21 protein-coding genes are annotated in these 24,564 nt (G+C 71.0%); 6 read left to right on the top strand and 15 right to left on the bottom strand.

Features of this window, described 5'->3' with window-relative positions; all coding sequences use genetic code 11:
- Nucleotides 1-12 precede the first annotated feature (12 nt).
- From QI633_RS03240 to QI633_RS03225, 4 genes are read left to right on the top strand one after another with little or no spacing between them, the layout of a single operon-like run.
- Entirely contained in the window at nucleotides 13-867 is an 855-nt protein-coding gene (locus QI633_RS03240) for a transporter substrate-binding domain-containing protein (RefSeq protein WP_282428053.1), read from the top strand.
- Nucleotides 864-1,796 (top strand): amino acid ABC transporter permease, encoded by a 933-nt coding sequence (locus QI633_RS03235; RefSeq protein WP_141800408.1) that lies wholly within the window; start codon nucleotides 864-866, stop codon nucleotides 1,794-1,796. Before QI633_RS03240 ends, QI633_RS03235 begins: the two co-directional genes overlap by 4 nt.
- On the top strand, nucleotides 1,793-2,593 hold the full coding sequence (locus tag QI633_RS03230) for an amino acid ABC transporter ATP-binding protein (RefSeq protein ID WP_282428052.1): 801 nt from the start codon (nucleotides 1,793-1,795) through the stop codon (nucleotides 2,591-2,593). Before QI633_RS03235 ends, QI633_RS03230 begins: the two co-directional genes overlap by 4 nt.
- A gap of 53 nt (nucleotides 2,594-2,646) precedes the next feature.
- The gene (locus QI633_RS03225) at nucleotides 2,647-4,122 is read left to right on the top strand and encodes an NAD(P)/FAD-dependent oxidoreductase (protein ID WP_282428051.1); all 1,476 of its coding nucleotides are present in this window, start codon (nucleotides 2,647-2,649) and stop codon (nucleotides 4,120-4,122) included.
- Nucleotides 4,123-4,132: 10 nt separating this feature from the next.
- Here the strand turns inward: QI633_RS03225 and QI633_RS03220 are convergent, their stop codons facing one another.
- Nucleotides 4,133-4,615 (bottom strand): GNAT family N-acetyltransferase, encoded by a 483-nt coding sequence (locus tag QI633_RS03220; protein WP_282428050.1) that lies wholly within the window; start codon nucleotides 4,613-4,615, stop codon nucleotides 4,133-4,135.
- A 103-nt stretch (nucleotides 4,616-4,718) separates the two neighbouring features.
- Between QI633_RS03220 and serC the strand changes: the two genes are divergently transcribed.
- On the top strand, nucleotides 4,719-5,834 hold the full coding sequence (serC, locus tag QI633_RS03215) for a phosphoserine transaminase (protein ID WP_282428049.1): 1,116 nt from the start codon (nucleotides 4,719-4,721) through the stop codon (nucleotides 5,832-5,834).
- Between the two features lie 4 nt (nucleotides 5,835-5,838).
- Here the strand turns inward: serC and QI633_RS03210 are convergent, their stop codons facing one another.
- Complete coding sequence (locus QI633_RS03210; RefSeq protein ID WP_141800413.1) at nucleotides 5,839-6,114, bottom strand: hypothetical protein; 276 nt, start codon at nucleotides 6,112-6,114, stop codon at nucleotides 5,839-5,841.
- Nucleotides 6,115-6,146: 32 nt separating this feature from the next.
- Here QI633_RS03210 and QI633_RS03205 point away from each other — a divergent pair, with 32 nt between their 5' ends.
- A complete protein-coding gene (locus tag QI633_RS03205) occupies nucleotides 6,147-6,683 on the top strand; it encodes a GNAT family N-acetyltransferase (RefSeq protein WP_349016713.1) in 537 nt (178 codons plus the stop codon).
- Here the strand turns inward: QI633_RS03205 and QI633_RS03200 are convergent.
- The 13 genes from QI633_RS03200 to QI633_RS03140 all read right to left on the bottom strand — a co-directional run bounded on the left by QI633_RS03200 (nucleotide 6,664) and on the right by QI633_RS03140 (nucleotide 24,546).
- Entirely contained in the window at nucleotides 6,664-7,155 is a 492-nt protein-coding gene (locus QI633_RS03200) for an O-acetyl-ADP-ribose deacetylase (protein ID WP_174245241.1), read from the bottom strand. The two genes, QI633_RS03205 and QI633_RS03200, sit on opposite strands and share 20 nt — an antisense overlap.
- Nucleotides 7,155-7,460 carry a DUF1905 domain-containing protein gene (locus QI633_RS03195; protein ID WP_141800415.1) on the bottom strand — a complete coding sequence of 102 codons (306 nt, stop codon included), beginning with the start codon at nucleotides 7,458-7,460 and terminating at the stop codon, nucleotides 7,155-7,157. Before QI633_RS03195 ends, QI633_RS03200 begins: the two co-directional genes overlap by 1 nt.
- 12 nt (nucleotides 7,461-7,472) lie before the next feature.
- A complete protein-coding gene (locus QI633_RS03190) occupies nucleotides 7,473-8,426 on the bottom strand; it encodes a DNA topoisomerase IB (RefSeq protein ID WP_282428048.1) in 954 nt (317 codons plus the stop codon).
- A gap of 38 nt (nucleotides 8,427-8,464) precedes the next feature.
- Nucleotides 8,465-9,415 (bottom strand): hypothetical protein, encoded by a 951-nt coding sequence (locus tag QI633_RS03185; protein ID WP_282428047.1) that lies wholly within the window; start codon nucleotides 9,413-9,415, stop codon nucleotides 8,465-8,467.
- A complete protein-coding gene (locus QI633_RS03180; protein WP_282428046.1) occupies nucleotides 9,412-10,605 on the bottom strand; it encodes an SAM-dependent methyltransferase in 1,194 nt (397 codons plus the stop codon). Before QI633_RS03180 ends, QI633_RS03185 begins: the two co-directional genes overlap by 4 nt.
- Nucleotides 10,606-10,725: 120 nt before the next feature.
- Entirely contained in the window at nucleotides 10,726-12,000 is a 1,275-nt protein-coding gene (locus QI633_RS03175) for a hydroxyacid-oxoacid transhydrogenase (RefSeq protein ID WP_282428045.1), read from the bottom strand.
- Nucleotides 11,997-12,881: an NUDIX domain-containing protein gene (locus QI633_RS03170; RefSeq protein WP_260806526.1), complete on the bottom strand. Its 885-nt coding sequence runs from the start codon at nucleotides 12,879-12,881 to the stop codon at nucleotides 11,997-11,999. The genes QI633_RS03175 and QI633_RS03170 overlap by 4 nt, the downstream gene beginning before the upstream one ends.
- A 189-nt stretch (nucleotides 12,882-13,070) precedes the next feature.
- Nucleotides 13,071-14,309, bottom strand: coding sequence for a geranylgeranyl reductase family protein (locus QI633_RS03165; RefSeq protein ID WP_141800421.1), 1,239 nt, complete (start codon nucleotides 14,307-14,309; stop codon nucleotides 13,071-13,073).
- 26 nt (nucleotides 14,310-14,335) lie between these two features.
- Nucleotides 14,336-14,860: a DUF4232 domain-containing protein gene (locus QI633_RS03160; protein ID WP_282428044.1), complete on the bottom strand. Its 525-nt coding sequence runs from the start codon at nucleotides 14,858-14,860 to the stop codon at nucleotides 14,336-14,338.
- Nucleotides 14,861-14,993: 133 nt separating this feature from the next.
- Nucleotides 14,994-18,872: a DNA-directed RNA polymerase subunit beta' gene (locus QI633_RS03155; protein WP_141800423.1), complete on the bottom strand. Its 3,879-nt coding sequence runs from the start codon at nucleotides 18,870-18,872 to the stop codon at nucleotides 14,994-14,996.
- Nucleotides 18,873-18,982: 110 nt separating this feature from the next.
- The gene (gene rpoB / locus QI633_RS03150; protein WP_141800424.1) at nucleotides 18,983-22,492 is read right to left on the bottom strand and encodes a DNA-directed RNA polymerase subunit beta; all 3,510 of its coding nucleotides are present in this window, start codon (nucleotides 22,490-22,492) and stop codon (nucleotides 18,983-18,985) included.
- Nucleotides 22,493-22,924: 432 nt separating this feature from the next.
- Nucleotides 22,925-23,842: a DnaJ domain-containing protein gene (locus QI633_RS03145; RefSeq protein ID WP_282428043.1), complete on the bottom strand. Its 918-nt coding sequence runs from the start codon at nucleotides 23,840-23,842 to the stop codon at nucleotides 22,925-22,927.
- Nucleotides 23,839-24,546 (bottom strand): hypothetical protein, encoded by a 708-nt coding sequence (locus QI633_RS03140; RefSeq protein ID WP_282428042.1) that lies wholly within the window; start codon nucleotides 24,544-24,546, stop codon nucleotides 23,839-23,841. The genes QI633_RS03145 and QI633_RS03140 overlap by 4 nt, the downstream gene beginning before the upstream one ends.
- Nucleotides 24,547-24,564 lie beyond the last annotated feature (18 nt).

Raw genomic sequence — 24,564 nt, 5'->3', positions numbered from 1 at the left:
CGGGAGCCCGCCATGTCGAACACCCCCAGCCTGCGCCGCCGGATCAGTGGGATCGCGCTCGTCGCGCTCGCCGCGACCACGACACTGACGGCGTGCTCCTCCGGCGACGACGCCGGGAAGGGCGCCGGCGGCGACGCCAAGACCCTGGTCATCCCGCAGCAGGTCGGCGTGCCGCCGTACAGCTATCTCGACGACAAGGGCGAGCTGACCGGCCTGCTCCCCGACCTGTCCACCGCCCTCGGTGAGGCGATGGGGCTCAAGGTCGACAACGAGCAGGCCTCCTTCGAGAACGGCCTGCTCGGGCTGCAGCGCGGAACCTACGAATGGGTGCCCGGCGTCGACGTGACCGCCGAGCGGCTGGAGAAGTTCGACTTCGCCACCAACCTCGTCGAGAGCTACGGCTTCCGGGTCAAGGACGGCGGGATCGACATCGGCGACTCGATGGACGACCTGTGCGGCCTCTCGATCGCGGTGACCGCGGGCTCCAGCCCGGTGCCGGTGCTGCAGGACCTGTCGAAGACCTGCAAGAGCGACGGCGAGGGCGCTATCGACGTCCAGACCTTCGCCGACCAGGCCACCGCCGACCTCGCCGTCAAGAGCGGCCGGGCCGACGCGGTCACCGCCACCAGCAGCGGACTCGCCTACCAGGTGACCACCGAACCCGGCGTCTGGAAGATCACCGGCCCGATCTACCAGGCGATCGACATCGGGTTCGCCGTCATGAAGGGCGACGACATGGCCGAGAAGCTGGTCGAGGCGACCGACGACATCATTGCGAACGGCACGTACGCCGACATCCTCGCCAAGTACGGAGCCGAGAAGATGGCCGTCGACAAGTCGGTGCTCAACCCCGAGCCGGCGTCGTGACCGAGACGATGGCGGACCGCACCGCGGACAGCGCCGACGACGCCGCGTGGGACGATCACCTTGCGCATCTCGCTGCGATCCCCCACGCGCGACGACTCCATCTGCTCCGGATTCTGCTCGCCGTCGTCCTGGTCGCCGCCGCCGGGCGGCTCGGGTGGAGCATCGTGGAGAACCCGGCCTTCGAGTGGGCCACTGTGCGCTCGTACTTCTTCTCCGACCCGGTGCTGACCGGGCTGAAGAACACGATCACGCTGACCGCGCTGTCGATGGGCCTGGCCCTCGTGGTCTCGGTACTGATCGCCAACCTGCGTCTGTCCGACAACCCGGTGCTGCGCGCCGCGGCCGGCGCCTACGTGTGGTTCTTCCGGTCGGTCCCGCTGCTGGTACTGCTGATCCTCTGGTTCAACATCTCGCTGATCTACCCGACCTTCAGCATCCCATTGCCGGGCGGCGGCTGGACGTGGGAGACCCGGGACCTGATGACGGCGTACTGGTCGGCGGTGCTGGCGTTCGGGCTCCAGCAGGCGGCCTACACCTCGGAGATCATCCGCGCCTCGCTGCTCGCGGTGCCGGCCGGCCAGCGTGAGGCGGCGCTCGCCCTGGGCATGCCGCCCGGACGGATCTTCCGGCGGATCGTCTTCCCCCAGGCGATGAAGATCGCCGTCCCGCCGGTGAGCAACGACCTGATCAACCTGCTCAAGGCGACCGCGCTGGTCGCGTTCATCTCGGTGCCGGACCTTCTCTACTCCGTGCAGCAGATCTACAACCGGACCTTCGAGGTCGTGCCCCTGCTCATGGTGGCCACGGTCTGGTACATGATCCTGGTCAGCATCCTCTCGCTGGGCCAGTTCTACCTCGAGCGATGGCTCGGGCGATCGGCTGCCGCGCGGGTGAGTCCGCGTGGTCGAGCCGGGAGGAGCACGACATGACCACCCTGGCGACGCCCCCGGTCGGCCGACAGCTCGACGGGCCGCTCATCAGCGCCCGAGGGATCAGCAAGTCCTTCGGTGGCCACCAGGTGCTGCACGACGTGTCGCTCGACGTACGCCGGGGCGAGGCGGTCTGCCTGCTCGGTCGCTCCGGCAGCGGCAAGAGCACCTTCCTGCGCTGCCTCAACCTGCTGGAGCGCGCCGAGGAGGGCATCGTGATGCTCGACGGCGAGCTGCTCGGCCATCACGTGCGCCGCAGCCGGATCCACCGGCTGCCCGCCCGCCGGGAGGCCGCCCAGCGCCAGCACCTCGGCATGGTGTTCCAGCAGTTCAACCTGTTCGCCCACAAGACCGTGCTGGAGAACGTGATCGAGGCACCGGTGAAGGTGGCCGGCCGCTCGCGGCGCGAGGCGAGCGCGCACGCCCTCGAGCTGCTGGAGCGGGTCGGGCTGGCCGAGAAGGTCGGCGCCTACCCGGGCCAGCTCTCGGGCGGCCAGCAGCAGCGGGTCGCGATCGCGCGGGCACTGGCGATGCGCCCGAAGGCACTGCTCTTCGACGAGCCGACGTCCGCGCTCGATCCGGAGATGGTCAACGAGGTGCTCCAGGTGATCCGGGACCTCGTGGTCGACGGGATGACGACGATCATCGTCACCCACGAGGTCGGCTTCGCGCGCGAGGTCTGCGACCGCTTCGTGTTCCTCCAGGACGGCCGGATCGTCGAGGAGGGGCCGGCCCGCCGGCTCACCGAGGGCGCCGAGCACCCCGCCACCCGGGACTTCCTCAGCAAGGTCCTCTGACCCTTCCCCTTCAGCCAGAGAGGCACCAACCCATGTCATCGGGAGGCGCGAGCATGCCCTCATCCACCCCCACCGGCTTCCGGGTCGCCGTGATCGGCGGCGGTTTCGCCGGGATCGCCGCCGCCCGCGAGCTGCACCGCCGCGGCTACGCCGTCACCGTCTTCGAGTCCGGCGACAGCCCGGGCGGGACCTGGCGCGTCAACCGCTTCCCCGGCGTTGAGGTCGACACCCCCGCAGTCATGTACTCCTACTCGTTCGCGCCCGGCGAGTGGAGCCGCGAGTTCCCCGGCGGCGCCGAGCTGCACGCCTACCTCGGGCGGGTGGCCCGCGAGGCCGGTCTGCTGCCGCTGTTCCGGTACGGCCACCGGGTCACCCGGCTGCACTGGGACGAGTCCGCCGCAGAGTGGTCGGTCACCGTGCGCGATGTCGCGACCGGCGACGAGGAGACCGAGCGGTTCCGTGCGGTCGTCTCCGCGGTCGGTCTGCTCAACGTGCCGCGCCACCCCCAGTGGCCTGGCCGCTCGACGTACACCGGCGAGATCTTCCACACCGCCGAGTGGCCGTCCGGCCTGGACCTGACCGGACGTCGGGTGGCCGTGGTCGGCACCGGCTCCACCGCCGCCCAGGTGGTCGCCGAGCTCGCCGGCGTGGCCAGCCAGCTCACCGTCTTCCAGCGCCAGCCCGGCTGGGTGGATCCCAAGGTCGGCCGCGTGTACGACGACGCCGACCGGGCCCGGCTTCGCCACCCCGTTCACCGCCGGATCGCCCGCTGGCGGCTGTTCCTCGCCCTGGAGCGGCGCTGGCTCGGCGGCCGGATCATCCGGCCAGGCAGCGACGTCGACACCTCCCTGGTCGACGCCTGCCGGAGCTACCTCGACGAGGTCTTCGCCGAGCATCCCGAGCTCAAGGCGCAGCTGACCCCGACCTCGGCGTACCTCGGCAAGCGCGCGGTGCACTCCTCGACCTTCTACCCAGCGCTGCTGCGCGAGGACGTCACCCTGGTGCCGCGCGCCGTGGTCGGCATGCACGAGAAGGGTCTCATCGACGCGAGCGGCGAGGAGCACGTCGCGGAGGTCGTCCTCACCGCCACCGGCTTCCGGGCCGCGGAGTTCCTCGGCGGCATCGAGGTCGTCGGGCGGGGCGGCACCGTGTTGGCCGACAAGTGGGGCGACGACCCGATGGCCTTCCTCGGCATCACCGTCGACGAGATGCCGAACCTGTTCCTGCTCTACGGCCCCAACACCAACTGGTACGCCCCCGTGTTCGGCATGGAGAAGCAGGCGCTGTTCGTCGGTCGCACGCTCGACGAGCTGCGCCGGCGCGGCGCCCGCTCGGTCGAGGTGAAGGCGTCGTACGTCGTTGCGCTCAACCGCTGGCTGAAGCGCCGGCTCGACGCGAGCTCGTTCGCCCAGACCCCGAACTACTTCCGCTCGCCGTCAGGCCGCGTCGTCACCCAATGGCCCGACGGCGCGTCGGTCTACTGGCTGCTCACCCGGCTGCTCTGGAAGCGCTCGGCCCGGTTCCGGTGAGCGCGGCCGCTCACAGCAGCTTGCCGAAGCACCGCGAGAGCGGCGCGTCCTTGTAGAACCCGAAGCCGGGGATCTCCTCGTAGCCGGCGCTGCGGTACAGCCCGATCGCCTCGGGCTGCCGCAGCCCGGTCTCGAGGACGGCCAGGTCGTGACCGGCCTCCCTGGCCGACTCCTCGAGGGCAGCGAGCACGGCACGCGCGAAGCCGCGCCCGCGCTGCTCGGCGACCACGAACATCCGCTTGACCTCGACCGCGCTGCTGCCGCCGAGCACCTGCACGGTCGAGCGGCGCCAGGCGCCGGTGGCGACGGGCGACCCGGCGTCGTCGTACCCGACCAGGAAGACGCCCTCCGGGAGGTCGAACACAGCCGGGTCGACGGGGCTCTCGTCGGGATTGCCGTAGCGCTCGACGTACTCCTGCTGGACGCGGGCGACCAGGGTCGCGGCGTCGGGGTGGAGGTAGCCGAGGGGGCGCAGGTCGAGGGAGGCTTGCATGGCGAAACCGATTGAACAGGGCCATGAGGGGCCTGTCACAATGGGGACATCTCTGACAGCGTCGTCAGCCTGTCCTCTCTGCCCGTGCCGGAAGGTTGACCACGTGACCGACATCCAGATCCCCGCCGAGCTCAAGCCCGCCGACGGCCGCTTCGGCGCCGGGCCCTCGAAGATCCAGCCCAGCCACCTCGCCGCGCTGGCCGCGACCGGGGACCAGCTGATGGGTACGTCGCACCGCCAGGCCCCCGTGCGCAACGTGGTGGGCCGGGTGCTGCAGGGCCTGGGCGACCTGTTCACACTGCTGGAGGGCTACGAGGTCGTGGTCGGCAACGGCGGCGCGACGGCGTTCTGGGACATCGCGGCCTTCGGCCTGATCGAGACGAAGTCGCAGCACCTGACCTTCGGCGAGTTCTCCGGCAAGTTCGCCTCGTCGGTCAAGGCTGCCCCATGGCTGGACGCGCCGTCGATCATCGCGGCCGACCCGGGCTCGCGGCCCGACGCCGTCGCGGAGGCCGGTGTCGACGTCTACGCCTGGGCCCACAACGAGACCTCGACCGCCGTGATGGCGCCGGTCGTCCGCCCGGCCGGCACCGACGGTGCCCTGGTGCTCGTCGACGCCACCTCGGGCGCCGGCGGCCTGCCGGTCGACCTGGCCGAGACCGACGTCTACTACTTCGCCCCGCAGAAGTGCTTCGCCTCGGACGGCGGCCTGTGGTTCGGCATCTTCAGCCCCGCCGCGATCGAGCGAGCCGAGCGGATCGCCGCGTCGGACCGCTACATCCCGCCGTTCTTCAACCTCAAGACGGCCATCGACAACAGCCGGCTCAACCAGACCTACAACACCCCGTCGGTCGCGACGCTGTTCCTCATGGCCGAGCAGCTGGACTGGATGAACGGCGAGGGCGGCCTCAAGGGCATGGTCGAGCGCACCACCGCGTCGTCGGACGCGCTCTACGGCTGGGCCGAGCGGACGTCCTACACCACGCCCTATGTCGCCGACCCGAGCCACCGCTCGCTGGTCATCGGCACGATCGACTTCGACGACGCGATCGACGCCGCCCAGATCGCGAAGGTGCTGCGCGCCAACGGCATCGTCGACACCGAGCCCTACCGCAAGCTCGGCCGCAACCAGCTGCGGATCGCGATGTACCCCGCGATCGACCCGGCCGACGTCGAGGCCCTGACGCGGTCGATCGACTACGTGGTCGAGGCGCTCTGAGGCTTCACGCGTAGAGGTCGACCCGGCTCGCACCGAGCGCCACGAACAGCTCGGTGCGGCCGGGACCACGCACGGCACCCGGGGTGGCCAGCACCTCGGCGACGGCGCGCTCGAGGTCCCGGTGCTCCTGGAAGTGCCGCATCGCCGCGGAACGCCACTCCTCGATGTCCGGCCCCATGCCCGGCATCGAGGCGGCCGCGCCGCGCGACCGCGCCAACCAGCCCGCGCACAGGAGGGCGAACGCCATCAACAGGGCTGCGGTGGTGAGCTCCATCGACATCGTCGTCTCCTCCTCGTCGGTCGGGTGGTTCGGTGCCTGACCAACGACGTCGGGTACGACGGGTGACGACCTCGGCTCGAAATCGGGACCGGGTCCCAGGCCGTCTCCGCGATGATGGGGCGGTGCCCCACGTACGCGCCGCGACCCCTGCCGACGTCGACGCGCTGCTCGCCCTGTGGGCGGTCGCGGCCGAGAACGACGCACGGCCGACGGACAGCGCGGACGCCGTACGACGCCTCCTCACCCGGGACCCGGAGGCCTGTCTGGTCGCCGAGCAAGCTGAGGCAGCCGACGAAGCCGGCCGGCTGCTCGGCTCGGTCATCGCCGGCTGGGACGGCTGGCGGGCGCACCTCTACCGCCTGGCGGTCCACCCCGACGCGCGCCGGTGCGGCATCGGCTCTCTGCTGGTCGACGCGGCGACCGCGCGCCTGGTCGCGCTCGGCGCGTCCCGGATCGACGCCATGGTCCTCGAGCACAACGACCTCGGCCAGACCATCTGGCGCGCTGCCGGCTACGCCCGCCAGGACGACTGGCGGCGCTGGGTGCGCCCTACAGCCGGCCCGCGATGAGCTCGTACGCCGAGCGCCCGAACGCCACCAGCCGCGCCAGCTCGACCTCGGTGGGCGTCGAGCGCAGCGTCTCGAGCGCCGCGTCGACGGCGTCGTCCTTCGGCCAGCCGTAGACCCCGGCGCTCACCAGCGGGAAGGCGACCGAGCGGGCGCCGAGCTCGTCGGCCACCTCGAGCGCGCGGCGGTAGCAGGAGGTCAGCAGGGTCCGGTCGGTCTCGCCGGCGTTGCGGTTGGGGCCGACGACGTGGATGACCCAGCGCGCGGGCATCAGGCCGGCGGTGGTCCAGCCGGCGTCGCCGGTCGCCAGGCCGTCGGGGAAGCGGCGCACGCAGTCGGCGAGCACCTCCGGCCCACCGGCCGCGTGGATCGCCCCGTCGACCCCACCGCCTCCGCGCATCCGGCGGTTGGCGGCGTTGACGATCGCATCGACCTGCTGTGCGGTGATGTCGCCCTCGACGACCTCGATCTGCATCACTCGACCGTACGCAGCCGCACCGTGCAGGGTCCACCCTCGACCAGCCCCTCGGCGGTGCGGACCGCCTTCTTGACCGGCAGCACGAAGGTCTTCTCCGCAGCACTCGGGAACACCGACGTGCGCCACGTGCTGGACCCCACCGTGACCTCGACCCGGACGCTCCCGAATCCCTTGCTGGGCGCGGTCTCGTCGATGAGGTCGGAGACCTCGAACGGCAGGCTGACGAAGAACCAGGCGCCGCCGGACTCCTCGTCGCGTGCCTGCCAGCGCCACAGCTCGGCGGTGAACTCGTGCTCGCTCACGCCCCGATCGTGTCACCGACCGCCGACAAGCCGCAGCGTCGCCCGCTCCAGCTGCTCGCGGGTCGCGCCGGCGCGGACCCGGATGGTGCGACCCTCGGCGTAGGCGTCGACCACCCGCGGGTCGACGTACGCCGACCGGGCCAGGGCGGGCGTGTTGCCGAGGAACTCGGCCACCTCCCGCATCGCCGCCGCGACGGCACGCTTCCGCGCCGTCTTCGACGCCTCCGGGCCGGGCGCCTGCGCGAGCGCCGCTGCCGCGAGGACGGTGCCGTGCCAGGTACGGAAGTCCTTCGCGGTGATCTCCAGCCCGCTCACCTCGCGCAGGTAGTCGTTGACGTCGGTGCCGGTGACGTCGAGCAGCCGCGGGTCCTTCCGGCGCCGGCGCCGCCGCCGTTCGAGGGCGCGCACCGCGACCGGGTCGTCGATCTCCACGTGGTGCTCGATCCCCGACTTCCCGGTGAACTCGAAGACGAGCACATCCCCGGACCGGTGCACGTGCTGCCGCTCGAGGGTCGTCAGCCCGAACGAGCCGTACTCCTCGGCGTACACGTCGTTGCCGATCCGGAAGCAGCCCAGGTCGATCAGCCGGACCGCCAGGGCGCAGCTCGCCTGCGGTCCGACGTCGTCGTCGAGATCGGCGAGCACCCGCTTGCGGATCCGGGGCAGCCGCCGTCCCAGCGTCATGACGCGCTCGTGCTTCTGCGCGGCCCGCTGCTCGACCCAGTCCGGGTGGTAGAGGTACTGCCGTCGTCCGGCCGCGTCGGTGCCCACCGCCTGCAGGTGCCCGTTGGGTCGCGGGCAGATCCACACGTCGGTCCAGGCCGGCGGGATCACCAGCGCCTTGCACCGGGCCGCGTCCTCGGCCCCGAGCGGACGGCCGTCGAGCCCGAGGTGGACGAAGCCGCGCCCGGCCCGGCGCCGGGTCCAGCCCGGCTCATCGGGAGAGGTACGACGCAGCCGGGCCACGTCGGTCAGGTGCCCGCAACCCGCCGGATCAGACCCGATCAGTCCCGCGGCCGCAGCGAGCGCAGCAGCACGCCCACGACCACCAGGCCGGCCACGCCACCGAGCGCCCACGGCCACCACGACCGCTCGACCTCGACAGGCGCCCGCCCGCTGTCGTCGTCGGTGTCCTGCACCGGCCCGGGCGTCGCCTCCGGCGCGGGCAGCGGCAGGTCCACCCGCAGCACCTCCGCGCCCGCCCCCTCCGAGCCGACCAGCACCTCCCCGGACTCGCTGATCGCGAGCCCCTCCCCCTGCGGCTGCTGCGGCAGGTCGACCTGCGCGACCCGCTCCAGCCCCGGCCACGTGTAGACGGCCGCCTGCCCGTAGTTGCGCAGCACCAGGTGCGCGCCGTCGGGGGTGAACGAGCCGTCGGTGGCGATGCCGAGCACCTCGTCGACGAGGGTCAGCCGGTTCGGTCCGTCGGGGTCGAGGTGCTCGGGCGCGGCGTACAGGCGGCCGATGAACTCCTTGGCGACGACGTACAGCCGGCCGGTCGCGGGGTCGGCGAGCAGCGTCTCGGCGTCGTGCGGGCCGTCGGGATAGACGAGCCGGTACGTCGGCGCGTGGACCTCGCGGTCGCCGCGGCCGAACGGCACCCGCGCGACCTCGACGTGGTCGCGCGAGCCCAGGTTGTCGCCGATGTCGCCGACCCACACCTCGTGGTCGCCCGCCGGGGCGAGCGCCTCGATGTCGGTGGCGTCGCCCTGCCAGCGGGTGACGCCGACGGTGCCCCCGGTGGCCGGGTCGACGGTGAAGACCCGGTTGCGGTCGCCGGAGTCGTTCATGGTGACCACCAGGCCGTCGCGGGCGACCAGGCCGCTGGACTCGGTGATCTCGGGGTCGGTGAAGGCGAAGACCGGGTCGGGAGCAGGCGGCTCGACCGCGGCGCCCGGCGAGAGGAAGCCGATCGCGAAGGGCGCCAGCAGCACCAGCGCCAGGACCTTCCTCACCCGAGCAGCTCCCCGAGCCGCGGGCGGATCTCCCACGCGGCCACGAGGGCGTCGTACTCCCCCTCGTCGGCGACGGTGCCGGTCCGCACCGCCCGCAGCAGCGTGTTGCGCGGCGTGTGCTGGCTGTCGACGAACTCCATCACGTCGACCCGGTAGCCGGCCCGCCGCAGCAGCAGCGCGCGCAGCGTGTCGGTCAGGGTGTCGGCGAACCGCTCGCGCAGGATGCCGTCGCGCACGAGCGAGGCGTACGGCGCCGGCGGCTGCGCGCCGCGCAGCTGCGCCGCGATGTCGTGGTGGCAGCAGGGGGCGGCCAGCACCAGCGGCGCGGACCAGCCGACCGCGCGGGCGAGCGCGTCGTCGGTGGCGGTGTCGCAGGCGTGCAGGGCGAGCACGACGTCGGGCGCCTGCTCCAGCTCGGCGGCACCGATGGTGCCGGCGACGAAGGTCGCGTCGATCCCCAGCTCCCGGGCCACGGAGGCGTTGTGGTCGCGCGACTGCTCCTTCACGTCGACGCCGGTCAGCCGCACCGGCAGGCCGCGGCGCTCGCTGAGGTAGCGCTGCGCGGCGAAGGTGAGGTAGCCGTTGCCGCAGCCGAGGTCGACCACCCGCAGCGGGTCCTCGGCCGTCGGCTTGCGCAGGCGGCTCTTGGCGATCGCCTCGGTGACCGACCGGTCCAGGATCCGCAGGAAGTCCTCGACCTGGCGGTACTTCGCCATCCGGCTCGGCTTGATCCGCCCTTGTGCGTCGGCGAGACCGAGCGCGGCGAACACCGGGTCGTCCTCCGGCAGCAGCCGGTCCTTGGCGCGGTCGTGGCTCCGGTCCGCCGGCGCCTCCCCCGACCGCGCCGCCGTGTGCACCACCGCGGAGCCCTTCTTGGTCACCCGCAGGCTCAGCTGCTGCTCGTCGGTCTCCACGGTCCAGTTGCCGAACGGCTCGGCCAACAGCGCGTCGACGGCCTCCTCGGCCGCCGACCCGCGCGCGTGGTTGGCGGTGTGGGCCTGGGTGGCGTCGTACCGCACGACCTGGAGGTGCCGTCCCGCCTTGAGGTCCACCCAGCGCAGCTCGACCCGCCGCCACGGAGGTACGGCGGCCCTGCGGCGGCCCGACGCGACGGCCCGCACCAGGCGCTCGTCGGCCAGCAGGTCCACCCGGACCCGCGCCAACCCGTCCTCCAGCGCGAGCGTGCTCACTTGACCAGGGCCGCCACGATCACGATGAGCAGGAGTGCCACCAACGCGGCCGGGATGATCAGGCGGCGGTGGCGGGGGTTCACCCGGCAATCCTACGGTGGCCCGCTCCGCCGGCCGCGATCACCAGTGCTCGAGCGAGGCGGTCATGATCGTGGCCAGGTCCTCGCCGGCCACGTCCTTGGGCGCGGTGGCGAGCAGCCGCTGCTGCTGCAGCGCACCGTCGACGAGCGCGTCGACGTCGCCGGCGCCGTACCCGACCTCGGCCAGGCCGTTCGGGATCCCGATGTCGCGCATCAGCGACGCGATCACCCCGGGCAGCACGGACGCGTCGGAGCCGGAGACGCCGGGCGAGAGCAGCCGCGCGGCCCGCAGGTGTCGCTCGGGCGCCGCGTCGAAGGTGAACCGGAAGGCCTCGGGAGCGGTCAGCGCCACGGCCATGCCGTGCGGCACCATCGCCTCGTCCTGCGGGTAGTCGGCGGGACGGAAGTCGCGGACCCGGCCGGCGATCGGGTACGCGTTGGCGTGCGGGATGTGCACGCCGGCATTGCCGAACCCGAGCCCGGCGAAGGTCGCCGCGAGCGCCATCTGCTCGGCCGCCTCGCCGCCGTCGTCGCCCTCCCGCGCCGCGCGTACGGCGGCCCGGAACGCCCCGGAGAGCATCCCCATCGCCTTCTCCGACCACAGGTCCGCGATCGGGTTCGAGCCGCAGTACGGCACCCGCTGTTGCGGCTCCTTGGCCGGGAACTCGCCGTACCAGCGGGCGGTGTAGCTCTCCAGCGCGTGGCACAGGATGTCCATCCCGGCCGCCGCGATCACGCCCGCGGGCTGGGTCGCCGACAGCGCGGGGTCCACGACGGCCAGCCGCGGACGCAGCGCGGGGTGGCTGATGCCGGTCTTCACCTTGAGCGCCAGCACGTCCATCACGCAGATCGTGGTGGACTCCGCACCCGTCCCCGTCGTCGTCGGTACGGCGGCCAGCGGCAGCACGGGCTGCTCGGGTCCCCGCGCCTTGCCGATGGGCGCGTTGACGTAGTCCATCAGCTCGCCCGGGTTGGTCACCAGCAGCGCCACCGCCTTCGCGGTGTCGATCGACGAGCCGCCGCCGACGGCGACCACCGCGTCGAACGGGCCCTCGCCGCGGGCGAAGGCGACCGCCTCCTCCAGCGAGGCATCGGTCGGCTCGACCCGCGCGCCGGCGTAGGTCACCACCTCGACGCCGTGGCTGCGCAGGGAGGCGGCGACGGTCTCGGCGTGGCCGGCGGCCAGCACGCCCGGGTCGGTGACCAGCAGGGCCCGGCGCGCGCCCCAGCCGCGGACGTCGTACCCGACCTCGGCGGCGGCACCCCGTCCGAACTTGAGGGCGGGCGCGGCGTACGTGAAGACGGTCTCAGTCACGCGTCGACAGTATCGCCGGCTGCCTCGATGGCGGCCCTGACCGAGCCGTAGACCTTGAGCCTGCGCTCGGCGACGTCGGCGAGCGGCACCCACGCGACGTCGTCGGTCGTGCCGCCCTCCTCGACGACGCGCGGCTCCCCCGGCCCGACCTCGGCGCGGTAGATGATCCCGATCGCGTGGAAGTCCTCCTCGCGGCCGTTGGGGGCGGTGCCGGTGAAGTGGTGGTCGAGCACGGTCAGCAGGTCGCCCGCCTCCCCCTCGAGCCCGCACTCCTCCCACAGCTCGCGGCGGATCGTGTCGGCCGGCGACTCGCCGTGGTCGATCCCGCCGCCCGGCAGGTGCCAGGTCCCGGGATCGGGCGCGAGGTCGGAGGTGCGGGTCAGCAGGATCGCGCCGTCCCTGACGACATAGGCGTAGGCGGCGGTGCGCTGCCGCTGGCGCACGGCGTACGACGCCAGCGCGTCGCTCACCAGGCTCACCGTCGGCACGGTCCCGTCGAGCACGGCCGCGATCGGCTTCCATGCCGCCTCGGCGGTCGAGCCGTCGACCTCGGTGACGTGCGGCTCGGGCGCGTCGGCCGGCACCCAGCCCTCGTAGACGATCCGTACCGAGTGGGCGTCGACCCGGCGCCCGCGGCGCCACGAGTCGGCGACGTGGAGGGAGTGCACGTGGGCGGTCTCGCCGACCTCGGCGTGCAGTCCGGTCTCCTCGTAGACCTCGCGCACCACCGCGTCGCGCGGATCCTCCCCGTGGTCGACACCGCCGCCGGGCAGGGACCACAGCTCGCGCTTGGTCACCCGCTCGGCCAGCCGGGAGAGCAGGATCTGGTCGCCGCGGACGATGACGGCGTACGCCGCCAGCCGCTGCACCCGCTGCCCCATCGCCTGCCCCATCCGTTGAGTTGCCCCATCCTCACCGTTGAGTTGCCGCATGCTCACCTTCGAGTTGCCGGTCCGTCACGGATGAGGCCGTGGTCCGAGCCTATGCCGTCGCACGGCTTCGCGAACCAGTGGGAGGCCCGGCAACTCAAGGGCAAGGATGGGGAAACTCAACGGTGAGGATGGGGAAACTCAACTGAAGGGCGGGCGGCTGTCGCGGGCCAGCGAGTGGCGTCCGGCCCAGCGCCAGACGCGTGCGGAGCGGTCCCGGTCCTCGTCGGTGACCAGGTTGCCCATCCAGCGCAGGGCGAGGGTCATCAGCAGGTCCGAGCGCATCCCGACCGGGCCGAGGGCCGGCAGCAGCCGCGGCACGGTGACCAGGCCGGCGAGCCGGCGCGCGATCGAGAAGGACTCGCCGTAGTGCTCGCGCAGGATCGCGGGCCACACCACGGCGAGGTCGGCCTCAGGTGTCGTGGCGAGCAGCTCGGCGACCACCCGGCCGGTCTCCAGGCCGTAGTCGATGCCCTCGCCGTTGAGCGGGTTGACGCACGCGGCGGCGTCGCCGATCAGCGCCCAGTTGCGGCCGGCGACGTGGGACACCGCGCCGCCCATCGGCAGCAGCGCGGAGGTCGGGGCGCGCAGCTCGTCACCCAGGCCGAACTCCTCGCGCAACCGGTCGGCGTACAGCTTCATGAGGGGCTTGATCGCCACGTCCGCGGGCCGCTTCGCGGTCGCGAGCGTGCCGGCGCCGAGGTTGACCTCGCCGGTGCCGGCGCCGAGCGGGAAGATCCAGCCGTAGCCGGACAGGATCTCGTCCTGCTCGCCGCGCAGCTCGAGGTGCGAGCTGATCCACGGGTCGTCGGCGCGGGTCGAGGTGACGTAGGAGCGCCCGGCGACGCCGTAGACCGTGTCGCGGTGCCACTCCCGCCCGAGCACCTTGCCCAGCGGCGAGCGCACGCCGTCGGCCACGACCAGCCGCCTGCAGGCGATCTCGCGGCCGTCCTTGAGCACGACCGCGGCGACCCGCTCCCCCTCCATGCGTACGTCGACCGCGCGGGCCCCGTCGAGCGCGGTCGCGCCCGCCTTGATCGCGGTGGTGCGCAGGTGGTCGTCGAGCTCGGTGCGCGCGATGGCGCTGCCCCAGTCGGGCAGGTTGCCGCCGGGCCACGGCAGGTGCAGGGTCTGGCCGAACCCGTGCGCCCGGAGCCCCTGGTTGACGGTGTGCGAGCGGACCCAGTCGCGCAGCCCCAGCCGCTCCAGCTCACCGATCGCGCGCGGCGTCAGTCCGTCACCACAGGTCTTGTCGCGCGGGAACACCGCTGCGTCGGCCAGGACGACGTCGAGGCCGGCGCGGGCCGCCCAGGCGGCGGCCGCGGAGCCGGCGGGACCGGCACCGACGACGAGGACGTCGGTCTGCAGGGGTGCGCTCACCCCGTGATTCTCTCAGGCGACCCGACTCATCCCCGCTTCCGGTACGCCGTGTGCGAGATCAGGTGGACCGCCGGGTCCAGGCAGCCGGTGGTCGGGTGCGCCACGAACTGCGACCGGGTCGCGTTCGGGACGTAGATCCGGAAGCCGTCGACGGCGTGCGGCCGGCAGGCCGCGGCGTCGTAGTTCTCGGCGACGGTCTCGTCGACGCGGCTCACAGCGCGTTGCCCGGGTCGCAGGACGAACGAGCCTCCGGAGCCCTGGCGATCCGCGGGCGCGCCGATCTGGGTGCCGTTGCCGTCACCGACGTACGACAGGCCGCCGAAGCCGCCCGTGCGGCACCGGTGCCCGGACACGTTGCGCAGCACGATCCTCCCGAACCGGTGCCCGGCGCCGTTGTCGGTGGCGCGGTAGCGGGCGTGCAGGTCGGCGTTGTGGCAGCGCGGGACGGCCGACGCTGCGGCCGCGGACGGGGTGCCGGCGAGAACCGGCACGGAGAACGACCCCGCCGCCACGATGAGCGCGACAGCGGGCAGAAGCAGGAACCTGTTCACACCTTGTAGGACGAACGGCAGGTCGGTGTGGTTGCTTCACGACCGGATCTCGATACGCCGAAGGCCCCCGCGAGCAAGCTCGCAGGGGCCTTCGTCTACTCGATCTGGCTCTTACACCAGAACTTCGCTTCGCTCAGTTCTGGTACGAGCCAAAGTCGAAGTCGTCCAGCGCCACGGCCTGGCCCTGGTTGCCGAACTCGTAGTCGTAGGACTCGTAGCCCGTGACGGCGTACGCCGCCGCGCGCGCCTCCTCGGTCGGCTCGACCCGGATGTTCCGGTAGCGCTCCAGGCCGGTGCCGGCCGGGATCAGCTTGCCGATGATCACGTTCTCCTTCAGGCCACGCAGGCTGTCGGAGCGGCCGTTGATCGCGGCGTCGGTGAGGACCCGGGTGGTCTCCTGGAAGGAGGCCGCCGAGAGCCACGACTCCGTCGCGAGCGAGGCCTTGGTGATGCCCATGAGCTCGGGACGACCCGAGGCCGGCTTGCCGCCCTCGGACACAACGCGGCGGTTCTCCTCCTCGAAGCGGACCCGGTCGACGAGGTCGGACGGGAGCAGGTTGGTGTCACCCGACTCGAGCACCGTGATCCGGCGCAGCATCTGCCGCACGATGATCTCGATGTGCTTGTCGTGGATCGACACACCCTGCGACCGGTAGACCTCCTGGACCTGGTCGACGAGGTGCTGCTGGGTCTTGCGAACGCCCAGGATGCGCAGCACCTCCTTCGGGTCCTCCGTACCGGCGGTGAACTTGTCGCCCACCTCGACCCGGCCGCCGTCCTCCACGAGGAGGCGGGAGCGCCGGGACACGGGGTACTCCTTGACCTCGCTGCCGTCGTCGGGGGTGACGACGATGATGCGGGCCTTGTCGGTCTCCTCGATCTGCACGCGGCCGGCGGCCTCGGAGATCTGGGCGTGACCCTTGGGGGTGCGGGCCTCGAAGAGCTCGACGACGCGGGGCAGACCCTGCGTGATGTCGTCGGCCGAGGCCACACCACCGGTGTGGAAGGTACGCATCGTCAGCTGCGTGCCGGGCTCACCGATGGACTGCGCCGCGATGATGCCGACGGCCTCACCGATGTCGACGAGCTTGCCGGTGGCCAGCGAGCGGCCGTAGCACTTCGCGCAGGTGCCGGTGCGCGCGTCGCAGGTCAGGACCGAGCGGACCGTGACCTCCTTGATGCCGGCCTCGATGAGCTCGGCGATCTTGACGTCACCGAGGTCCTCACCCGCGGCGGCGAGCACGGCGCCCGTCTCCGGGTGGGTGATCTCCTTGGCGGCCGAGCGGGCGTACGCCGCGGTCTCGGCGTTCTCGTCCTTGACGACCACACCGTTCTCGTCGTCGACGCCGATCACCTTGGGCAGGCCGCGCTCGGTGCCGCAGTCCTCCTCGCGGATGATGACGTCCTGCGACACGTCGACCAGACGACGGGTCAGGTAGCCCGAGTCGGCGGTCCGCAGCGCGGTGTCCGCCAGACCCTTGCGGGCACCGTGGGTGGAGATGAAGTACTCCAGCACGGAGAGACCCTCGCGGAAGTTGGCCTTGATCGGCCGCGGGATGATCTCGCCCTTCGGGTTGGCCACCAGACCACGCATGGCGCCGACCTGGTTGATCTGGTTGAAGTTACCCGAGGCGCCCGAGTGCACCTGCACGTAGATCGGGTTGGTCGGGTTGGCCTCGAAGGTGGCGCGCAGGGCCTTGCCGACCTCCTGGCTCGCCTTCGTCCAGATCTCGATGAGCTCCTGGCGGCGCTCCTCGTCGGTGACCAGACCACGCTCGTACTGCTTCTGGATCTTGGCCGCCGACGCCTCGTGCACGGCCAGGATCTCGGCCTTGTTGGGAGGCGTGATGACGTCGTCGATCGAGACGGTCACACCGGAGCGGGTCGCCCAGTGGAAGCCGTTGTCCTTGAGGGCGTCCAGGGACGCCGCGACGACGACCTTGGGGTAGCGCTCGGCGAGGTCGTTGACGATGGAGCCGAGGCGCTTCTTGCCGACCTCCTCGTTGACGTACGGGTAGTCGGCCGGAAGCGCGTCGTTGAAGATCGTGCGGCCCAGCGTGGTCTCGACCAGGGTGGTCACACCCTCCTCGACGCCCTCGAGCGCGACGTTGGTCAGGCGGATCCGCACCCGGTCCTGCAGCGTGATCTCGCCACGGTCGTAGGCCATGATCGCCTCGGCCGGGGACGTGAAGGTGCGCAGACGGGTCTCACCGTCGATCTCGACCGTCGCCTCGCCACGCTCGGTGGTGAGGAAGAACAGGCCGATGATCATGTCCTGGGTCGGCATGGTCACCGGGCGGCCGTCGGACGGCTTGAGGATGTTGTTGGTCGACAGCATCAGGATCCGCGCCTCGGCCTGGGCCTCGGCGGACAGCGGCAGGTGCACGGCCATCTGGTCACCGTCGAAGTCCGCGTTGAAGGCGGTGCACACGAGCGGGTGGAGCTGGATGGCCTTGCCCTCGATCAGCTGCGGCTCGAAGGCCTGGATGCCGAGGCGGTGCAGGGTGGGCGCACGGTTGAGGAGCACCGGGTGCTCGGTGATGACCTCTTCGAGGACGTCCCACACGACCGGGCGCGCGCGCTCGACCATCCGCTTGGCGGACTTGATGTTCTGCGCGTGCGAGAGGTCGACGAGCCGCTTCATGACGAACGGCTTGAAGAGCTCGAGCGCCATCTGCTTGGGCAGACCGCACTGGTGCAGCTTGAGCTGCGGACCCGACACGATGACCGACCGGCCCGAGTAGTCGACGCGCTTGCCGAGCAGGTTCTGGCGGAAGCGACCCTGCTTGCCCTTGAGCATGTCGGACAGCGACTTCAGCGGCCGGTTGCCCGGGCCGGTGACGGGACGACCACGACGGCCGTTGTCGAACAGCGAGTCGACGGCCTCCTGGAGCATCCGCTTCTCGTTGTTGACGATGATCTCCGGCGCGCCCAGGTCCAGCAGCCGCTTGAGGCGGTTGTTGCGGTTGATGACGCGGCGGTACAGGTCGTTGAGGTCGGAGGTCGCGAACCGGCCACCGTCGAGCTGCACCATCGGGCGCAGGTCCGGCGGGATGACCGGGACGGCGTCGAGGACCATGCCCTCGGGCTTGTTGCCCGTCTTGCGGAAGGCCTCGACGACCTTGAGCCGCTTGAGGGCGCGGACCTTGCGCTGGCCCTTGCCGGTGGCGATGGTCTCGCGCAGGCTCTCGACCTCGGCGTCGAGGTCGAAGGACTGCAGGCGCTTCTGGATCGCCGCGGCGCCCATGTGGCCCTCGAAGTACTTGCCGAACCAGTTCTTCATCTCGCGGTAGAGGACCTCGTCACCCATGAGGTCCTGGACCTTGAGGCTCTTGAACGTGTCCCAGACCTCGTCGAGGCGGTCCAGCTCGCGCTGGGCGCGGTCGCGCAGCTGCTTGAGCTCGCGCTCGGCGCCGTCGCGCACCTTGCGGCGCTGGTCGGCCTTGGCGCCCTCGGCCTCGAGCGTGGCCAGGTCGTCCTCGAGCTTCTTGGTGCGGTCCTCGAGGCCGGCGTCGCGGCGCTTCTCGATCGACTCGCGCTGGAGCTGGATCTTGCCCTCGAGCGAGGACAGGTCGCGGTGGCGGGCGTCCTCGTCGACGGCGGTGATCATGTACGCCGCGAAGTAGATGACCTTCTCGAGGTCCTTCGGGGCGAGGTCGAGCAGGTAGCCGAGGCGGCTCGGGACACCCTTGAAGTACCAGATGTGGGTGACCGGCGCGGCCAGCTCGATGTGGCCCATCCGCTCACGGCGGACCTTCGAGCGGGTCACCTCGACGCCGCAGCGCTCGCAGATGATGCCCTTGAAGCGGACGCGCTTGTACTTGCCGCAGTAGCACTCCCAGTCCCGGGTGGGACCGAAGATCTTCTCGCAGAAGAGGCCGTCACGCTCGGGCTTGAGCGTGCGGTAGTTGATGGTCTCCGGCTTCTTGACCTCGCCGTGGCTCCACGTGCGGATGTCGTCCGCGGTGGCCAGGCCGATCTGAAGCTGGTCGAAGAAGTTAACGTCGAGCACGATGGCTGCTGTCCTTCGTTAGTTCTGTGAAAGGTGAGGCTGGGGACTGAGGGCCGCCGGAGGTCGAGGAGGTTGCGCAGCAACCGTCACGAGACCCCCGGCGGGGACGCTCAGACTTCTTCGACGGAGGGGTTCTCGCGACGGGACAGGTCGATGCCCAGCTCCTCCGCAGCGCGGAAGACGTCCTCGTCGGCGTCGCGCATCTCGATGGTGGAGCCGTCCTGGGACAGCACCTCCACGTTGAGGCACAGCGACTGCATCTCCTTGACGAGAACCTTGAACGACTCCGGGATGCCCGAGTCGGGGATGTTCTCGCCCTTGACGATCGCCTCGTAGACCTTGACGCGACCGGGCACGTCGTCGGACTTGATGGTCAGCAGCTCCTGCAGGGCGTAGGCGGCGCCGTACGCCTCCATCGCCCAGACCTCCATCTCACCGAACCGCTGGCCACCGAACTGGGCCTTACCGCCCAGCGGCTGCTGCGTGATCATCGAGTAGGGGCCGGTCGAACGCGCGTGGATCTTGTCGTCGACCAGGTGGTGGAGCTTGAGGATGTACATGTAGCCGACCGAGACCGGGCTCTTGAACGGCTCGCCGGAGCGGCCGTCGAACAGGCTCGCCTTGCCGGTCTCCTTGACCATCCGGACACCGTCGCGGTTGGGCAGGGTCTGGCCGAGCAGGCCGGTGATCTCGTCCTCGCGGGCACCGTCGAAGACCGGCGTGGCCAGCTTCGTGTTCGGCTCGGCCTTGTCGGCGCCGATCGCGGTCAGGCGCTTGGCCCAGTCCTCGTCGGCGACGTCGGCACCGAGGTGCCAGCCCTGCTTGCCGAGCCAGCCGAGGTGCAGCTCGAGGATCTGGCCGATGTTCATGCGTCGCGGCACACCCAGCGGGTTGAGCACGACGTCGACCGGCGTGCCGTCCTCCATGAACGGCATGTCCTCGATCGGCAGGATCTTGGCGATGACACCCTTGTTGCCGTGACGGCCGGCGAGCTTGTCACCCACGGAGATCTTGCGCTTCTGCGCGACGTAGACGCGGACCAGCTGGTTGACGCCCGGCGGCAGCTCGTCGCCCTCCTCCCGGTCGAAGACGCGCACGCCGATGACCGTGCCGGACTCACCGTGCGGCACCTTCATCGAGGTGTCGCGGACCTCGCGCGCCTTCTCACCGAAGATCGCACGGAGCAGCCGCTCCTCGGGGGTCAGCTCGGTCTCGCCCTTGGGCGTGACCTTGCCGACCAGGATGTCACCGGTCGAGACCTCGGCGCCGATGCGGATGATGCCGCGCTCGTCGAGGTCGGCGAGCATCTCCTCGCTGACGTTCGGGATGTCGCGGGTGATCTCCTCCGGGCCCAGCTTGGTGTCGCGGGCGTCGACCTCGTGCTCCTCGATGTGGATCGAGGTGAGGACGTCCTCCTGCACCAGGCGCTGGCTGAGGATGATCGCGTCCTCGTAGTTGTGGCCCTCCCACGGCATGAACGCCACGAGCAGGTTGGTGCCCAGCGCCATCTCGGCCATGTCGGTGCACGGTCCGTCGGCGATCGGCGAGCCGACCTCGACCCGGTCGCCGGCCTCGACCAGCGGGCGCTGGTTGATGCAGGTGCCCTGGTTGGAGCGCTTGAACTTCGCGAGGCGGTACGACGAGTAGGTGCCGTCGTCGTTCATGGTCTCGACGAGGTCCGCGGAGACCTCCTTGACCACACCGGCCTTGTCGGCCACGACCACGTCACCGGCGTCGACGGCGGCGCGGTACTCGATGCCGGTGCCGACCACGGGCGAGTCGCTCTTGATGAGCGGCACGGCCTGACGCTGCATGTTGGCGCCCATGAGCGCGCGGTTGGCGTCGTCGTGCTCGAGGAACGGGATCAGGGCCGTCGCGACCGACACCATCTGGCGCGGCGAGACGTCCATGTAGTCGACCTCGTCGCCCGGGATCTCGGAGACCTCGCCCTGGCGCAGGCGCACCAGCACCCGGTCCTCGACGAACTTGCCGTTGGCGTCGAGCACGGCGTTGGCCTGCGCGATGACGTAGCGGTCCTCGTCGTCGGCCGTGAGGTAGTCGATCTGGTCGGTGACCCGGCCACCCTCGACCTTGCGGTACGGCGTCTCCACGAAGCCGAACGGGTTGATCCGGCCGTAGGAGGCCAGCGAGCCGATCAGACCGATGTTGGGGCCTTCCGGCGTCTCGATCGGGCACATGCGGCCGTAGTGCGACGGGTGGACGTCACGGACCTCCATGCCGGCGCGGTCACGGGAGAGACCACCCGGGCCGAGCGCGGAGAGGCGACGCTTGTGCGTCAGGCCCGCGATCGGGTTGGTCTGGTCCATGAACTGCGAGAGCTGCGAGGTGCCGAAGAACTCCTTCAGCGCCGCGACCACGGGACGGATGTTGATCAGGGACTGCGGCGTGATCGCCTCGACGTCCTGGGTCGTCATCCGCTCGCGGACCACGCGCTCCATGCGGGCCAGGCCGGTGCGGAGCTGGTTCTGGATCAGCTCGCCGACCGTGCGCATGCGGCGGTTGCCGAAGTGGTCGATGTCGTCGGCGGAGACCGGGAGGTCCTTGCCGTCGGCGTCCTTGCGGATCTCGCCACCGATGGCGGTGACGAACTCGTCGCCGTTGTGCAGCTGAACGATGTACTTGATGGTCGCGACCATGTCGGCGATCGTCATCGTCTGCTGGTCGAAGGCCTCGTGCGAGCCGAGCTTCTTGTTGACCTTGTAGCGGCCGACCTTGGCCAGGTCGTAGCGCTTCGGGTTGAAGTAGTAGTTCTTCAGAAGCGTCAGCGCGGCCTCGCGCGTCGGCGGCTCGCCCGGGCGGAGCTTGCGGTAGATGTCGAGCAGCGCGTCGTCAGGACCCTGGGTGTTGTCCTTCTCCTCGGTCAGCTGGATCGACTCGTACTGACGCAGGTCGGCCATGACGGCCTCGTAGTCGTACTCCTCGCCGGTGTCCTCGGCGATGGCCTGGAGCGCCTTGAGCAGGACCGTGACGTTCTGCTTGCGCTTGCGGTCGAGGCGGACGCCGACCATGTCGCGCTTGTCGATCTCGAACTCCAGCCACGCGCCGCGGCTCGGGATCAGCTTGGCCGTGAAGATGTCCTTGTCGGACGTCTTGTCGGCGGTGCGCTCGAAGTAGACACCCGGCGAACGGACGAGCTGCGAGACGACGACGCGCTCGGTGCCGTTGATGACGAAGGTGCCCTTGGGGGTCATGAGCGGGAAGTCGCCCATGAAGACCGTCTGGCCCTTGATCTCACCGGTCTCGTTGTTGGTGAACTCGGCGGAGACGTAGAGCGGAGCGGAGTAGGTGAGGTCCTTCTCCTTGCACTCGTCGACGGTGTACTTCGGGTCGTAGAAGACCGGGCTCTCGAACGAGAGCGACATGGTCTCGGAGAAGTCCTCGATCGGGGAGATCTCCTCGAAGATCTCCTCGAGGCCGGACTTGAAGGTGGCGTCGATGCCGGATGCGATCCGGGCCTCGATGCGAGCCTTGTGGGCCTCGTTGCCGACCAGCCAGTCGAAGCTGTCGGTCTGGAGCGAGAGGAGCTGCGGGAGTTCCAGCGGCTCGGTGATCTTCGCAAAGGAGATGCGGGACTTACCGGGGGTGGTGCGCGCGGCCAAGAGTTGTCCTTCGACGGGTTCGACTCTTCGAGAGCGCCCTGACCCACCACGTCATCGGCCACCGGGCAGGCCGAAGCGCATCTGAGGGCAGGCGCAAGGAGCCACGATACACGACACACGAGCGCTCCACAATGTCGGCTGCGCAACTTCACACAGCCGAGGAGCGGCACCGTCGGAGGCCGGCGGAATCCGGTGCGCCGATCATGCTCGGCGCGGGCGCCGAGGTCAAGGCCGCCGCGCGTGAGCGAAGCGAACGCGCGGATGAAGGTCGCAGGTCGAGGAACGCCGACGACCTCGCGCAGCGAGGCCAGCGAGGTCGTGGCGCGTCACGAGACCAGGCGTGGTGCGCCGGGACCGTCGGTGGACGGGTGGCGAGAGCATGGTCGGGGGTCTCGAGACGGTCGCGGCGCGACCTCCTCGACCACCGGTCGGTCACTTGTCGCAGCGGTCGTCGGTGCACAGGTCGTCGAGGAGCCACTTCGAGTCGCTCCCCGCGGCCCTGACCAGCAGGAACGTGGCCCACATCCGCAGCACGAACGGCTCCTGGCCGGCCTTGGTGACGTACTGGTCGATGAAGACCACGACCGTCGCCCGCTTGCCGTTCGAGCTCACCCGGGTCAGCGCGGCGCCGGCCGACTTGGCCTCGACCTCGACCTTCTGGGTCTCGGCCTCCTTGGTGATCTCCGGCCAGCTGCGCTCGGTCTTCGCCTGGAACGCCTTGGTCATGTACTGCGCCCGCCGGTCGAGGTCGGCGGCCATCGACTTGTGGCTGTACGACAGCACCGGCGCGACCATCTGCTCGGCCGCCGCCTCGGCGTCGACCGCGGCCCGCTCGACGCGCACGTTGCCCTGCGCCAGCTGCTTGGCCGAGTGCTCGCCGCGCGCGCCGGGCGTCAGCACGAGGACGACCGCCAGGGCGACGGAGAGCACCGCGGCGACGGCGGCCGCGACCAGGGCGACCCCGCCCGGGCCGTCCCCGCGGGTGGCGGTTGCGGCCCGAGCGGGAGTTTCACCGGCCGGCCGGTGAAACTCATGGTTGGACGAGGAAGCATCCTCGTCCAAGCGCGAGTTTTCTCGTCCAGGCTTGTCCGCGACCTCCTCGGCGGCGACCGTCTCGGCGGCGACCGTCTCGGCGGCGACCGTCTCGGCGGCGGCGCGCTCGGCGGCCAGGTCTGCGTCGTACGCCGCCCGCTTGTCGGCGTCGAGCAGCACTCCGGCCGCGTCGTTGAAGGCACGGAAGCGGCGCTCGGTCGGGTCCAGGTCGGCGATCGCGGTCTTCCACGCGGCGCGGATCTGGTCCTCGGTGGCGTCCTCCTCGACGTCGAGGAGGTCGTAGAGGTTGGTGCTCACTGGCCCTCCCCCGTGCTCGGCGACGGCTGGCCCGACGGCTGGCCCGACGGCTGCCCCGACGGCTGGCCCGACGGCTGGCCGCCGGTGGCGCCGCCCTCGGGGATCGAGGCCTCGCCGAAGGACGGGAGCTGGTCGTCGAGGTCGTCGAGGTCATCGACCAGCCAGGTGCCGTGCTGCTTGACCAGCGACACCTCGTAGCGGAACCGCAGCGGCTCGAGCTGGACCTTCTCGCTGCCGTCGGCGGGTGAGGGGTAGGCGAACTGCACGACGCCGGCGACGAGCAGCTGCGCGGAGTCCTCGTCGATGCTGGCCACGCCGACGGCGTAGGGCGTGCCCTTGCGGTCGATCTGGGTCTGCTTGACCGTCTCCTCGGCGTAGCCGACGTTCTTGTCGAACACGGTGCGGAACTTCGCGGTCATCAGCTTGCCGACGGCGGCGTACTCGGGCATCTTGCCGGCGCTGTCGAGCAGGTCGGGGCCGTAGGTGTTGAATCGCTGCACGAAGGTGCGCCCGGCGGCCAGCACCTTCTCGCGGTCGGCCGTCTCGTCGCGGGGCGGGTCGAGCAGCGAGTCGAGCTTCTTGCCGGGGTTGCCGGCGACGCCCTTGTCGGCGAGCGTCCACACGCTGACGCCGAGCGCGGCGACGACGACGCCGAGCAGCAGCCCGATCACGCTCCAGCGGAGCGTGGCACTGGTGCCCTTCACGCGATGCGCCTCGACGTG

This window comes from Nocardioides sp. QY071, assembly GCF_029961765.1.
In the GTDB taxonomy this organism is placed as follows: Bacteria; Actinomycetota; Actinomycetes; order Propionibacteriales; family Nocardioidaceae; genus Nocardioides.
The sequence above is the reverse complement of the archived record's forward strand: the minus strand, read 5'-3'. Positions and strand labels throughout refer to the sequence as shown.

What these genes read in the sequence shown, in the direction of transcription:
- QI633_RS03240 (WP_282428053.1), top strand. Translation starts at nt 13, where the DNA reads ATGTCGAACACCCCCAGCCTGCGCCGCCGGATCAGTGGGATCGCGCTC.
- QI633_RS03230 (WP_282428052.1), top strand. Translation starts at nt 1,793, where the DNA reads ATGACCACCCTGGCGACGCCCCCGGTCGGCCGACAGCTCGACGGGCCG.
- QI633_RS03225 (WP_282428051.1), top strand. Translation starts at nt 2,647, where the DNA reads ATGCCCTCATCCACCCCCACCGGCTTCCGGGTCGCCGTGATCGGCGGC.
- QI633_RS03220 (WP_282428050.1), bottom strand. Translation starts at nt 4,615, where the DNA reads ATGCAAGCCTCCCTCGACCTGCGCCCCCTCGGCTACCTCCACCCCGAC.
- QI633_RS03210 (WP_141800413.1), bottom strand. Translation starts at nt 6,114, where the DNA reads ATGTCGATGGAGCTCACCACCGCAGCCCTGTTGATGGCGTTCGCCCTC.
- QI633_RS03200 (WP_174245241.1), bottom strand. Translation starts at nt 7,155, where the DNA reads ATGCAGATCGAGGTCGTCGAGGGCGACATCACCGCACAGCAGGTCGAT.
- QI633_RS03170 (WP_260806526.1), bottom strand. Translation starts at nt 12,881, where the DNA reads ATGGGGCAGCGGGTGCAGCGGCTGGCGGCGTACGCCGTCATCGTCCGC.